8 protein-coding genes and 1 pseudogene are annotated in these 13,023 nt (G+C 67.8%); 5 read left to right on the top strand and 4 right to left on the bottom strand.

What is annotated here, in order from left to right; genetic code table 11:
* Positions 1–299: 299 nt before the first annotated feature.
* The 5 genes and pseudogenes from AB3K78_RS01280 (at position 300) to AB3K78_RS01260 (ending at position 7,136) form a co-directional block, all read left to right on the top strand.
* On the top strand, positions 300–1,592 hold the full coding sequence (locus AB3K78_RS01280; RefSeq protein ID WP_416445469.1) for a hypothetical protein: 1,293 nt from the start codon (positions 300–302) through the stop codon (positions 1,590–1,592).
* A gap of 21 nt (positions 1,593–1,613) precedes the next feature.
* Positions 1,614–3,086: pseudogene (locus tag AB3K78_RS01275) on the top strand (SCO6880 family protein); the annotation flags it as partial.
* An 11-nt stretch (positions 3,087–3,097) separates the two neighbouring features.
* Positions 3,098–4,750: an ATP/GTP-binding protein gene (locus tag AB3K78_RS01270; protein ID WP_416445467.1), complete on the top strand. Its 1,653-nt coding sequence runs from the start codon at positions 3,098–3,100 to the stop codon at positions 4,748–4,750.
* Entirely contained in the window at positions 4,747–6,546 is a 1,800-nt protein-coding gene (locus AB3K78_RS01265; RefSeq protein ID WP_416445465.1) for a TraM recognition domain-containing protein, read from the top strand. Before AB3K78_RS01270 ends, AB3K78_RS01265 begins: the two co-directional genes overlap by 4 nt.
* A complete protein-coding gene (locus AB3K78_RS01260) occupies positions 6,546–7,136 on the top strand; it encodes a DUF4913 domain-containing protein (protein ID WP_416447277.1) in 591 nt (196 codons plus the stop codon). The genes AB3K78_RS01265 and AB3K78_RS01260 overlap by 1 nt, the downstream gene beginning before the upstream one ends.
* Before the next feature lie 671 nt (positions 7,137–7,807).
* Here AB3K78_RS01260 and AB3K78_RS01255 read toward each other — a convergent pair.
* The 4 genes from AB3K78_RS01255 to AB3K78_RS01240 form a co-directional block, all read right to left on the bottom strand.
* Positions 7,808–8,452, bottom strand: a complete 645-nt coding sequence (locus tag AB3K78_RS01255; protein WP_416445463.1) for a hypothetical protein — start codon at positions 8,450–8,452, stop codon at positions 7,808–7,810.
* A 221-nt stretch (positions 8,453–8,673) separates the two neighbouring features.
* Positions 8,674–9,834 carry a hypothetical protein gene (locus AB3K78_RS01250; protein ID WP_416445461.1) on the bottom strand — a complete coding sequence of 387 codons (1,161 nt, stop codon included), beginning with the start codon at positions 9,832–9,834 and terminating at the stop codon, positions 8,674–8,676.
* A 13-nt stretch (positions 9,835–9,847) separates the two neighbouring features.
* Positions 9,848–11,917, bottom strand: coding sequence for a hypothetical protein (locus tag AB3K78_RS01245; RefSeq protein WP_416445459.1), 2,070 nt, complete (start codon positions 11,915–11,917; stop codon positions 9,848–9,850).
* A 77-nt stretch (positions 11,918–11,994) separates the two neighbouring features.
* Positions 11,995–12,909: a hypothetical protein gene (locus tag AB3K78_RS01240; RefSeq protein ID WP_416447392.1), complete on the bottom strand. Its 915-nt coding sequence runs from the start codon at positions 12,907–12,909 to the stop codon at positions 11,995–11,997.
* Positions 12,910–13,023: the final 114 nt, after the last annotated feature.

The raw sequence follows: 13,023 nt of genomic DNA, 5'->3' as shown, positions 1-13,023 counted from the left end.
TGCGAATGGTGGGACATCGGCTGTAAGGCCGGTGAGGCCTTCGGCGATATCGCTGCCGGTGCGATGAAGGACGGGATGGACACCCTCGCGGCGATGGTCCTCGAGGCTCTCGGACGGATGATCGCGGGGCTCGGCTCGGTCTGGCTGTTCGTCCCCTCGAACGCTCTCTCTCAGGGCACCTCGGCTGGGACTCCCCGGAGCAGCCCCGGTCCCTCACCGCCCCCATCGAGCATCTCCTCGGGACCATCAGCTGGTATTCGCTCATCATCACGGTCATCTCGCTCACGATTCTCGGAGCGATGATCGCGGTGAAGCATCGGAACGGTGAGGCGTACCTCGCGGTCGGACGGATCGGGCTCATCCTCGCGGCCGCAGCGGTCATCGGAGTTGCGCCCGGGATCGTGAATCTCATCATCGGGATGTCGAGGCAGCCGGTGGTCACCTCGACAGTGCAGTGGCTGCAGGATTCGATGCTGTGGCTCACCTTCGCGATCGCGATTGGTGGCCTCATGGTTTCCGCCGCGCGTATGGCCTGGCAGATGCGAGCCGAGCCCGGGCAGGCCGCGATGCGAGATCTCCTGCGCCTGGCGATCGTCATGGGCGGCGCGATCCCCATCCTCGGCGTGGTGTTGAAGGCGGGCGACGAGTTCAGCAAGTACTTCTTCATGCTGTCGACCTCCTGCGATATCACCGTCTCCGGCGGAGCCTGCTTCGGAGACAACATCTCCAAGATGCTCACGCTCAGCGGGCCGCTCGGCGCGATCCTCCTGATCATCTTCGGCCTGATCGCAGTCTTCACCTCCGGCGGCCAGATTCTCCTCATGATCGCCCGGTCAGCAGCTGTTGTCCTTCTCGCTGGCTTCCTGGCCGCCGCAGCTGCATCGGCCATGGCAGGTCAGAAGGGGCACCAGTGGTGGGAGAAGGTACTCGCCTGGTTGATCGCCTGGACGCTCTACAAGCCAGTCGCGGCGGTCATCTACGGGACCGCGTTCATGCTCACCGGCACACCCGTGAAGGGCGCGGACGACGTCATCACGATCCTGACGGGCCTGATGATGATGATCATCGCGCTGTTCGCGCTCCCCGCGCTCATGCGCCTGGTGACCCCGATGGTGGGCGCCATGGCGGCCGGGGCGGCCGCGGGCGGCGGATTCGCTGGAGCCATGGCCGGCTCGATGCTGCCGAGCGGTGCGCAGGCGATCAAGAACCTGATGCCGAGCGGCGGCGGTGGCGGTGGCTCCGGCGGCGGTTCGCCGTCCGGTGCGAGCCAGGCCCCGACTGGTGGCAGTGGCGGCGCTGCGCCTGGCGGTGAGCAGCAGCCCCAGCAGCAGGCGCAGTCGCAGGCCGGATCCGGGGCAGGAGCTGGAGCCGGCGGAGGCGCCTCGAGCGGGGCCCCGTCCGGTGCGGCCGCGGGCGGAGCATCGTCCGGCGCCGGAGCAGGAGCCGGAGCAGGTGCCGGTGCTGCAGCGGCTGGACCCGTCGGCGCCGGTGTGGCGGCCGCGGGAGCAGTAGTCGACGCCGCCAAGCAGGCGGGTCAGCAATTCAAGCAGTTCGGCGAAGAGAGCATGGGAGAGCCCAGTGGCAACAAGTGAACCCCCGTCCGTACCTACGGCAACTACCGCAGACCCCAGTCCGCCGGCATCATGGGGCTCGGCACGTTGGGGACCCTGATGATCTTCGGCGGCGCGATCATCGGCATGATCCTGATGATGCTCGGCGGAGAGAACGGCATCCTGATGGCTGGCGCCTGGGTGCTGTTCCTCGGATTCGTGCTGTTCGCGATGAAGACCCGCGACGGCCACCATCGCTCCCTCGCGCAGCGCATCACCGAGAAAATCGGCTGGTACCGCACCGAGGGCTCGGGCGCGAACCTCTACCGTTCTGGCCCGCTGGGCCGTGCGAAGTGGGGCACCCACCAGCTCCCGGGCCTGCTGGCCCCGACGAGCCTGACCCAGCACACCGACGGGTATGGGCGCCCGTTCGCACTGCTCCGGATGCCCGCTGCGAACTCGTACTCGATCGTGTTCGCGTCTGAGCCGTCCGGAGCGACGCTCGTCGACGCGGAGGTGATCGACTAGCAAGTGGCCCACTACGGGCATTGGCTCGCGCAGATGGCTGACGAGCCGAGCCTCATCGCGGCATCGGTCACGATCGAGACCACGCCCGACTCCGGGCGCCGGCTCGAGCAGGAAGTGTCGGGCAACCTCGACCCCAACGCTCCCCAGTACGCGCTCACGATGATGGCGCAGGCCGTGGAATCGTACCCGGCTGGAGCGAGCATGGTCCGCGCCTACGTCGCGCTGACGTTCACCGCCGGCGTGCCGGGCGAGAAGAAGAAGACGCCGGAGGAAATGGCGCGCGATCTCGCGTCGCGTATGCCGAACTTCACGCAGGCGCTGCAGGCCGCCGGCGCCGGCGCCATGCACGCTGTCGGCCCCGACGAACTGTGCGAGCTCGTCCGTATCGCCTACGATCCCGACTCGGCGGTCTGGATCGAAAAGGCGCACGCCGAGGGCACCTCCGCTGACCTCACCTGGGCCGACGTCGGCCCCGCCGCCCATGAGGCGGGCTGGGACGACTACCGACACGATTCGGGCTACTCGATCACCTGGCAGATGAGCCAGGCACCGACCGGCATCGTGCAGTCGCAGGTCCTGGCCAAGCTGCTTTCCCCGCACCGCGACATTCTGCGCAAGCGAGTGACGCTGATCTACAAGCCCATCCCGTCCGGGCGTGCAGCAGAGCTGGTAGAGAAGGACAAGAACGCGGCCGACTTCCGGGTGACGAGCGGGAATCGCCCCTCGTCCCGGGCGACCGCCTCGCAGCGTGCTGCTCACGCCACCGCGAATGAAGAGGCCGCGGGCGCTGGCCTGGTGAGCTTCGGGATGCTCGTGACCGCCACGGTCAACGGCCCGGACCACGCGGCTGTAGCGGTGTCTGCGATCGACTCGCTCGCGCCGACCGCTCGCGTGCGGCTGCGTCGTGTCTTCGGTTCGCAGGACTCCGCGTTCGCCGCGTGCCTACCGCTCGGGCTCCCCCTCGAGCGGTTCCTGCAGATCCCGACCCAGCTGCGCGACCAGGACTAGGAGACCGAGCGATGTTGAGTACTCGAACCCACCGTCAGGCCTCGGCGAGGTCCCGCCGCTCTCGGGCGGCGCGCGCCCGCAAGCGCAAGCGCGCTGCAGAGCTCGAGCGGAAAATCGCCGAGGCGCGCGCGATCGAGGAGACCGCGCTCGAGCTGCTCGGGGCAGAGATCGCGGCATATGTCGGCGGTCTCCGCCCCAGCGGCCGCGGATGGAAGGGGGTCGCCGGCGGCGAGGCCGTCGTCGTGCAGGATGCCGACAAGTTCCGGGCGACAACCGTCCAGGTGTGCGGCTTCTATCCGTTCATCGTCGGCGCCGGCACCCCCGTCGTCGGCGTCCCGATGGGTCGCCACCTTCTGACGGGTGCGACCGTCTGCGCAGACCCGATCTCCTGGTTCCAGCGGGCGAAGCTGATCCGCAACCCGTACATGTTCGTCCTGGCGCTCAACGGCACCGGAAAGAGCTCCTATGTCCGGCACACGGTGACGGGGCTGTCGGCGTACGGCACGATCCCGATCGCGACCGCCGACCTGAAACCGGACTACGTCGATTTGGTGCGTGAGCTCGGCGGACAGGTGATCTCCCTCGGCCCCGGACGCGGGCACCTGAACGTGCTCGACCCTGGCGAGGCGCACGACGCCGCGGCGCTCCTGCGCGAGCACGGCCGCGAGAAGGAGGCCCGCGAGGTCCTGGCGGACGCTCACGATCGACGCAAGACGATGCTGTCGTCTCTGATCACGATCCAGCGCAAGACCGAGCCGGTCGAGCGTGAAGAGATGATCCTGGACGCCGCGCTGCGGTACCTGGATGCGCACCACGATGGGATCCCTGTCCTGGCGGACCTCCTGCAGGTGGTGCGTGATGCCCCTGCAGACCTCCGCGAGGCGGCGCTCGACGGTGGCCACCTCGACCGGTACCGGCAGCTGACTGAGGATCTCGAGGTTTCGCTCTCCGGTCTGATCTCTGGAGGCCGCCTCGGAGGGATCTTCGCGGAGCAGACGTCGGAACCGATGATGCGCGATCGCGCAGTGGTGTACGACGTGTCCTCGATCGGCGAGGACAACATGGATCTGCAGGCGGCAGTGCTCATGGCGTGCTGGTCGCAGAGCTTCGGCATGATCAACATCGCCCACGTCCTCGCGGACGCTGGGATCGAGCCGCGCCGCCACTACTTCGCGATCGTCGACGAGCTGTGGCGTGCGCTGCGCGTCGGCCGCGGCATGGTCGACCGGATGGACGCGCTCACCCGCCTGAACCGCACCCTCGGCACCGGCATGGCCTACATCACTCACACGCTGAAGGACGCTGACGCGATCCCCAGCGAGGAGGACCGGATGAAGGCACGCGGCTTCATCGAGCGCGCCGGCTACGTGGTGCTCGGTGGCCTCCCGGGCTCTGAGATGCCGGAGCTCAACAAGGTCATCCCGCTCTCCAACGCCGAGCAGGAGCTGTTGAAGTCGTGGCAGATGCCGGACGAGTGGGACCCGTACAGCGGGCAGGCTTCTGAGGCTCCCGGTATCGGGAAGTTCTTGATCAAGATCGCGGGGAAGCCGGGAATTCCACTCAAGGTCGGGCTCACGCCCATCGAGATCGACCCGTCGAACACGAGCTCCAGGTGGGATCTTCTGTCCCGCAGTGGCCGCCGCAAGGAGAGGACCGCAGCATGACGATCAACCGCAACGATCGAGTGAAGGATCCCGGCGGGATCACACCCGGTGTGATCGTCGGAGCCGGGCTCTTCGGCGCCGGTGTGACCGCCTCGGGCGTGATCTGGCTGTCCGCGACGCTCGCGAACAAGCTCGCCGGCGTCGAGCTCACCAGCACGTACCCCGAGCGAGTCTTCGGCGTCTTCTACGGCAAAACGCCCTGGCCCGACTCGGCGTGGTGGTTCGTGGCCGCGTGCTTCCTTGTCCTGGCCGCGCTCGGCACGCTCGCCGTGGTGTCCTGGTCGCGGAGCCGACGTCGGAAGACTCGCGTCGACCCGGCCTCGCGGCACATGGCGACGATGAAGGACCTGCAGTCGCTGTCTCCGCAGGGCGCCGCGGCGACGGCCGAGCGATTGCACGTCACGGGTCACATCGGCGTGCCGATCGGGAAGCACCTGGCGACCGGGACTCCGCTCTACGGCTCCTGGGAGGACGTGCACGTCGACATCTGGGGTCCGCGTCAGGGCAAGAGCGCGTCGCGCGCGATCCCGGCGATCCTCGACGCACCTGGTGCGGTGCTCACGACGTCGAACAAGCGCGACGTCGTCGACGCGACCCGGGATCCCCGCAGCAAGAAGGGCCGCGTGTGGGTGTTCGACCCGCAGCAGGTCGCCGACGAGCCCTCCGACCAGTGGTACTGGAACCCGCTGTCCTATGTCGTCGACGAGGACTCCGCGCTCTCCCTTGCCCAGCACTTCGCGCACGCCTCCCGCGAGGCCGGCGCGAAGACCGACGCGTACTTCGACAACGTCGGCATGAACCTCCTCGCCGACCTGATCCTCGCGGCCGCCCTCTCGAGCAAGCCCGTCACGCAGGTGTACCAGTGGGTGACGCGGCCGACGAACACGGATGCGGTGGAGATCCTCGAGCAGCACGGCTACCAGCTGCAGGCGGACCGCCTCTCGGGCTCGATCAACAAGACCGAGCGCCAGCGAGACGGCATCTTCGGTACGGCCGAGCAGATGGTGGCGTGCCTGACGAGCAAGAAGATCCAGCGGTGGACGTGCAAGCAGGGCGAGGACGACATCCGTGAAGAGTTCGACCCGCACCAGTTCGTGCGCTCGAGCGACACCCTGTACTCGCTCTCGATGGAAGGCGTCGGCAGCGCCGGCCCCATCGTCACCGCGCTCACCGTCGCGGTCGCGGAGGCGGCCGTCGACTACGCGAAGAAATCGCGCGGCGGGCGACTCCCGACCCCGATGGTGCTGGTGCTCGATGAGGCCGCGAACGTGTGCCGCTGGAAGCAGCTCCCCGACCTGTACTCGCACTACGGCTCCCGCGGCATCGTCCTGATGGTGATCCTGCAGTCCTGGTCCCAAGGCGTCGAGGTGTGGGGCGAGCGCGGCATGGCGAAGCTCTGGTCGGCCGCGAACATCCGCGTCTACGGCGGCAACGTCGACGAGGAGAAATTCCTCGAGGACCGCTCGAAGATCATCGGCGAGCACGACCGGATCCGGGTGAGCACGTCGACCAGCGGCGGCGGCATGGGCAACCGTAGCGTGTCCCGCCAGGTGCACCGCGAGCGCACCATGACGGCCGCGGATCTCGCAGCGCTCCCCAAGGGGCGCGCGATCGTGTTCTCAGCTGGCAACCGTGCCGCCCTCGTGCGCACGGTGCCGTGGATGCACGGCCCGCACGCCGATGCGGTCGCGGCGTCCATCCTGGCGCACGACCCGAAGGGTGAGGAGACGCTGCAGGCCGAGATCATCGAGCTGCACCGCGTCGAAGCCGAGCTCGAGGAACTGGAGGCCGCGTGATGAACGACGACATGTTCCCGCCGGAGGATCCCGAGACTGAACCAGAGCCGGACACCGACGCGGAAGTCGCACCGTCGGCACCCGCCGCGGCCGCGGCACCGGGCGCCATGGTCGACGCGGGCGCGATGATGGTGTTCTTCTCGGAACTCACCGAGCGCCTGCGCGCCCCGGCCCCGCCGGCGGAGCCGCCCGCGGAGAAGGAGGAGGCACCGCAGCCGGAGCTCGTGTTCGCAAACGCGATCGCCTGGTTCGACGGCTGGTGCCGGCACGTATACCGTCGGAAGCTCCCCGGCCGCGGCACCTCGCCCAACTGGCGCGAGGACTGGTGGCGGGACCCCGAGGCCCGCACTCGGATCGACTCGATCTGGCGGGCCTGGGAGAAGCTTCGCCTGGACCCTGCGACCGGGATGAGCGTGTGGTTCAAAGACCACGGCGACTACCACATGGGTGTGCTAATGGGTGAGGGCGGACCGTTCGCGACCGAGGATTCCCCGAAGTCCAAGCTCGGCACACCCCTCCCCCACGAGCGCCCGAACGATGCGCTCCTGGGCGATGAGCGGGACGTCCCGGCGCCAGGACTCGACACATAGCCTGAACGGGAAAGCGGGGGTCCGAACCAGATGGTTCGGACCCCCGCTTCGTCACTAACGCAAACCGGAATGGCTGTCGTTCAACGCTCGCGCATACGTATCGGCTTCGAAGCGCGTATCTGAAGAGAGAAGAAGAGTCCGGGGTGATATTCGTTCTGCAAACTGTCCAGACACCGGCAGGAACACTACACGCTTCAGCCCAGCATTGACCGCAGTCGACAGTTCTCCCAAGACGTCAAGTTCAGGTAGCCGAGACGGCTTTATTCGGATTCCCTGAAGATGAATAGATGATGACCAGCCGCCAAGCGCTTCGGTATCTACCCCGAGGGAAGCGAGGTGATCCCTAATGCTTCTTGTCGATCTACTCTCCACGATCCCGCCGTCGATTTCCGAAATTCTTTCACCCCAATAGGTTTCCCAGGCTTGAACGGTCAGCTCCCCGCTCTCCGGCCTCTTAGGCCAAGTGGGCAGTTGGGCGTTGTGGAGCGGGGGTATGGCGGGGGCCACCGGGATGCCCCAGGCGTCTCTCACAAAAAGGAGGGCAAGGAGATCCCAGTCAGCTAGGTCCATCACCACGCCAAGCTCACCCAGCTTCCGGACCCGCGATCGCTTTCCGTTCAACTCCAAGCCCTCCTTTCGCGCCGTACCAGGAACCTACCCTGTTGTCAGTGCTACCACGAGGTGGTGTAGTTCAGAGGCCTGCAGGAAAGTGTGTTGAGCAGGCGAATGTAGGAGTCTGAGCCAAGTCCGCCGCTACCGTGCGCATAGCCCATCACAGGGTGATAGTGCATCGCACTCCAAGTAGTTGAGGCGTTGTAACCGGTGAAGTCTTCCGAGAACGCGGTATTCACGGTGTTCCCTCGGACGATCCACTTGTGGAAGATCGTGGGCCCCTTGTAGGACGCGTACCCGGTGGTGATGTTCAACCCGCCTCGAACCGACGGGTTGATCTGGAGGGTGGAGTACCCACACGCTCCATCTCCGGCTCGCGCGGTCGCAAGCTTCGCTCGAGTTGCAGCGGGCGTCGAACTCACCACCTGAGGCTCGGCGAGCTCAGGAAACTGCGCAACTGCTGCCTTCGCCTCAGCAGTAAGCGGGACTGCTTGCTGCGTGCCGTCCTTATTGACCTGAATCTCAAACCCCTGCGCCTTCGCAGCTTTCGGATCAAAACTCTCCGGGTACATCTCAACACGCACCGTCTCCGTTGACGGACTCTTGGACGAATCAACTGCCAGGGCAGGGGTAATCCCCGCCCCCAGCGTCGCACAGAAAACTACTGCTCCTACAACAAACCCGGAAACTCGTTTTGCCTTCATTCTGAACCCTTCCGTATTTTGATGGGGATTCGAAAGTAACCGCATACCGTTTCGGCTGTCAAGGAAACTCTTCTCTGGATACGACCCCAACAGTTTGCGCAATCGTAATTTTCGACCACTGAGGCAGTTGACATGTTCTTCCCCTGAGGGGAATTCTTGACACAGGCAAGCGGGGTTGACTCAACTACCCGAGCCAACCCCACTTCTCTATCTGCTATCTGTCACCGACTGCGGTCGATCCCTCTGCCACGGCTGGGCGCCCCACGGCTCGGCCGCGCCTTCGTGGCGCGCTTCACCTTCACCGCTTCCCGCGCAGGCTTGCCCTGCGCCGTGTCGGAGATCATGTGCGCCTCGACGGCCTGCTCGTCGACGCCTTCCTCTTCGAGGACCGCGGCCGACAGTGCGCGCCGGTCGGCGCTGTCGTAGGCGAGGTCCGCGTCGACGTCAGCGTTCGCGGCCTGGCCGCGCAGCTTCTGCGCCTCTGCCGCGTGCGGGCTGTTCGGGTCCCCTGCAGCGAGCCCCTGCTCCTGGCGCGCCTCCCCGGCGAGCCGATCGGCGTCCTGAGCGTGGAGGTTCGCGGCCGCAAGGTCTGTGCTCTCCCGTCCTCGTTCACGATCCGCGCCTCGCAGCGCCTGCTCTCCCCCGTTGCCGGCGGCCGGTCCATCGGGGAACACCTCTGGGTACTTCCGCCAGATCGCGGCGTCCACCTCTGGGTCCTGCCGCGCCCATTGGCTCAGCGCCTCGCGGTGCTGCTCGGTGAGCTGCTCCTGCGGGGGCAGCTTCGCGATCTGAGCGAGCACCTCGGCCTGCGTGGCCTCCGCGGTAGCCTCGCTGCCGGGCACGGGCTCGAACCGGACTCGGCTGGGCTTACGCGCCGCGTCCTGCACCTTCTCGCTGGCGGAGATCTCCGCCACAGCTTCCGCCGTCAAATCGCCTCCGGCCGCGGCCGCCTCGCGTTCGCGGTCCTGCTCCCAGACCTTCAGCTGAGCCGCGATCAGCTCAGGGCTGGTGCCGGTCTCGTAGCTGCGGATCCCGTACCGCTCCTCGAGCTGCGTGAAGAGGTGCGCGCGGGTCTCGGTGCCGCCGTCGATGTGCGGCTCCCACGCCTCGGCGAGGGCCGCGGCTCGGCCTACGTCATCGGGCGTCGCCTTCGCCCACCATTCCGGCGCACCGGTCTGCGCGAGCTCAGCGGCCGCGAGATCCCGGTCACGGTCGAACGCGGCCTGCAGCTGGGCAGCTTCTTCAAACCGGACGGCCTTGATCTTGTCGAGCCGCTCCTTCAGCCCGGTCGCGAGCTCCTGGCCGACACGGAGGCCGGCGATGAGTGCGACCTGGAATCGGCGCTTGACGCCTTCCTCGATCTCCTCGAGTTCGTTGCTCATGGTGAGGTCCTTTCTACCTGGTGAGCGTGGGGGTCTGTGCTTCGCGATCGCGCGGTGCCCGTTCCGGGGCCGCGGTCGCAGCGGATAACGCCGTCACGGCCTCCGCGCCGGGCTTGGGGAACGCGGAGTCGAGGATCTGGTCGACGTTCGGGACGTTCGCCTGGACGCTCGGGGCGGCGACAGGGCGCTGCTGGTCGAGCCCGGCGGCGCGCACCCACTCCCCCGCTTCCGCCCAACTCGCCGGCTCCTGGTCGACCACGGCGCTCGTCAGGTACTTGTACGCGAACGGTTCGAGGGTCTTGGCGCCCTCGTATTGGAGACGCGCGGCGAATCCGTCGAGGCTGCCCGAGTCTCGGGCGAGCTGCATGACGCTCTCCTGCTGCGCCTCCGTGAGGCCCTGAGCGGACCGGAGCTCGACCATGCGTCCGGCGAACCCGCGGGCGTCCAGCTCGGCGAACACGCCCTGCGGCTCCCACGGACGGTCTGCCTCCGCGGCCGTGGCCTGCTGCAGGCCCAGAGCGGGAGCCTGCTCCTGGTCGACGACAGCCGGCGCAGTGACCTCCTGGGAGTCGGCTGCTCGTGCCCGTGCGAGGGACTGCTCCCACGACGCAGGCGTTTGCCCTTCCGGTGTGGTGAGCACTGAGCCGAGGTAGTGCTGCGCCTCGGGCAGCATCAGGCGATCCCCCTCACGGAAGAATGACTGCCTGAACTCTTCGATACTGGCTGCTTGTTCAGCCATGTCCATCAGGCGCTGCTCCGCCGCGTGGTCGATGGCGCCGCGCTGTCGAAGCTCGTTCACACGACCCGAAAACTCGAGATAGTCGAGCTGCCCGAGCACCGTACGCTCAGGCTCTGCAGGATCGGCCCCGCTCCCGTCGAGCTCCACGCGGGCGGCCTCGTGCTCGGCCTGCCGGGTGAAGAGCTGGCGGATACGCGCCAGGGGGCCCTGGCGCTCCGTCGCGGCCTCGGTCGCCTGCTGGGTCTGGATCGAGTCGAGGATCTCGGCGATGCGTTCCGACGGCAGCCCCGCATCTGCGAGCACGGTGCCGTAGACCGCCGGCAATCCTCCAGGTTGGAACTCGGTCGAGGCGAGCTGCGCGTACTCCGCGAACCGAGGGTCCCGCACCACGGCCTCGATGTTGCCCTGGTGCTCGATGACGAGCGCCGCGCCGGGCGGCTCCGGCGCGTATGCGCGATCGCCGAACTCGGCGCCGGGGTCGATCCGCTTCTGGTGTTCAGCGAGGGCCCACTCGGCGCGCTGCACGCGGAGCGCGTCTGCCCTGTCCCCATGCTCGGCGCCGACGGAGAACGAGAACGCTGCCGCGCCGTTTCCGCCCAGGCGCTGCGTGGACAGCCCGTAGATGCCGAGAGTCTGCTCGTAGGTCTCGGTCGGGATCGCTCGGATCGCCTGGTCGGCGCTCCCACGGAAAGATGTGAGCACGTCGACGGTTTCGGGAGTCAGCCGGAGGGTGGCGACCCCGTCGACGGCGCTGCGGTGCGCCTCACGCGCGGACGCATGGACCTCCCGGTACGCAGCGGTGATGGTCGGCGCATAGCTCCATCGGAACCGGTCAGCGTAGTGATCGCCGGAGACGGCGATCGCGCGTGCCGCTTCTGCAGGCAACACCACCTCGGTCGTCTGCTGTTCCCGCTGCAGCTCGGCGGCCGCTTCCGCGATGCCCTCCTGCTCCATCATCCACAGCCCCTCCTCGAGGTTTCGTTCCTCGAGCCGGCGTTCGAGGACTGAGTCGAAGTCGATCTCGGGGTCTGGGTGATCTTCGAGAAGGTCGCGGAGGCTGGTGAGCGTGTCGGGAAGCTCATTCCAGCCCACTGCTGCCGCTACGGTCTCGTCAACGAGTTCGAGCCCCGGCGACGTCCAAGGCATGAACGACGATTCGGCGTATTGCGTGGCCAGTTCGCGGAGCTGGTGAGCTTTGTCTTGGAGCGTTTCGGAGAGCTCCTCGTCGCCGGCGGAAGGGCTCTCGCTCTCCACCTCGCCGGCGTAGGTGCGCAAGAGCTGCGCGAGGTCGTCCCGGGTGCGCTCGTCGAGCTCGTACCCTTCGCGGTCGGGGTTCCATTCCACTGTGCTGCCTCCTTGTCAGGGAAGGCGCACGACTTCCGTGCACCTTCCCCTCGTAGATGGGCAGAACCGCGCAGACGCTACAGGCCGGGGCCGCGCTCTGGCTTCGGTGCGCGCGGCTTGGTCGCAGGGCTCGGCCGCACCGGTGCCGGCTGCTGCACCGCGCTCTGCCCGGATCTCGGGAAGGCCCGCTTGAGTAGCTCCTCCGCGGACGGAGCGTCTCGCTGCCGGCGGTCGGATGCGGCGAGTAGATCCTCCATGCGCAGCGCCGGATCCGCGGCGGCCGGCTGGACCGGAACACTGCCCGGGCGCAGCTCGGGCCGGTAGGCCGACAGCTGCAGCTCGGGAGGAAGATCCGCCACGCTCCCCGGCACCGCGCCGCCCCGAGCCGTGGTCGCCCGGTCGAGCGCTGCGGTCCCCACCGAAGCACGGGCGCTCTCGACAGCGGCCTTCACCTCGCCGTACTGGACCCGTGCCTGCGTGAGGATCTGCGCGGCCTCGCGAGCCTCGCCCGCGGCCTTCACGATCTTCGCGAGCTGGATCGCGAGCATCACGAGCTGGTTCGCGAGCAGCGCGCGCGGCACCGAGCTGTCCTTCGCGGTCGCTGCCATGGTGAGCATGATCGCCGTGCCGGTGAACGAGACCGCCTCGCGGCGTTCGGGTCGACGCGGCTGGTACCGCTTCGTGGTCGCCTGCTTCGCGAGCGTGTCCGATGCCCGGGCGAGCGGCCCCGGGACCGCTTCGAGCACGTTCGACCAGGCCGCGTACACGCCGGACGCCTGGCGTGCGAGACGCGCCCACGCGGCGACGTCGGTGAGCGGCACTTGTGCCATGCGTTCCTCGACCTGGCGCAGCTCGGCTCGGAACTTCTCGAACAGCTCCGGGGTCGGCTTCGCCGGGAGCTCGGCGCCGGGGCGCACGATCTTCTCTCCCCGGTAGGCGGCTTGCCACTCTGCCTCGGCCTCCGCGACGTGCGCGGGTGTATCCGGCCACATCGACTCCATCCGGAGCCGGGGCAGGGACAGGTCGTGCGCGAGCCGGCCTCCGCCGTACCAGACGGTCTGCGCCTGCTCCCCGGTCCAGCCATGCCGGGCCGGACCGCGATCGAG

The organism is Leucobacter sp. HNU (assembly GCF_047946755.1).
Classification (GTDB): Bacteria; Actinomycetota; Actinomycetes; order Actinomycetales; family Microbacteriaceae; genus Leucobacter.
The sequence above is the reverse complement of the archived record's forward strand: the minus strand, read 5'-3'. Positions and strand labels throughout refer to the sequence as shown.

Coding starts and splice junctions, on each gene's coding strand:
- AB3K78_RS01260 (WP_416447277.1), top strand. CDS start 6,546: ATGAACGACGACATGTTCCCGCCGGAGGATCCCGAGACTGAACCAGAG.
- AB3K78_RS01250 (WP_416445461.1), bottom strand. CDS start 9,834: ATGAGCAACGAACTCGAGGAGATCGAGGAAGGCGTCAAGCGCCGATTC.
- AB3K78_RS01240 (WP_416447392.1), bottom strand. CDS start 12,909: ATGTGGCCGGATACACCCGCGCACGTCGCGGAGGCCGAGGCAGAGTGG.
- AB3K78_RS01280 (WP_416445469.1), top strand. CDS start 300: ATGATCGCGGTGAAGCATCGGAACGGTGAGGCGTACCTCGCGGTCGGA.
- AB3K78_RS01265 (WP_416445465.1), top strand. CDS start 4,747: ATGACGATCAACCGCAACGATCGAGTGAAGGATCCCGGCGGGATCACA.
- AB3K78_RS01270 (WP_416445467.1), top strand. CDS start 3,098: ATGTTGAGTACTCGAACCCACCGTCAGGCCTCGGCGAGGTCCCGCCGC.
- AB3K78_RS01255 (WP_416445463.1), bottom strand. CDS start 8,452: ATGAAGGCAAAACGAGTTTCCGGGTTTGTTGTAGGAGCAGTAGTTTTC.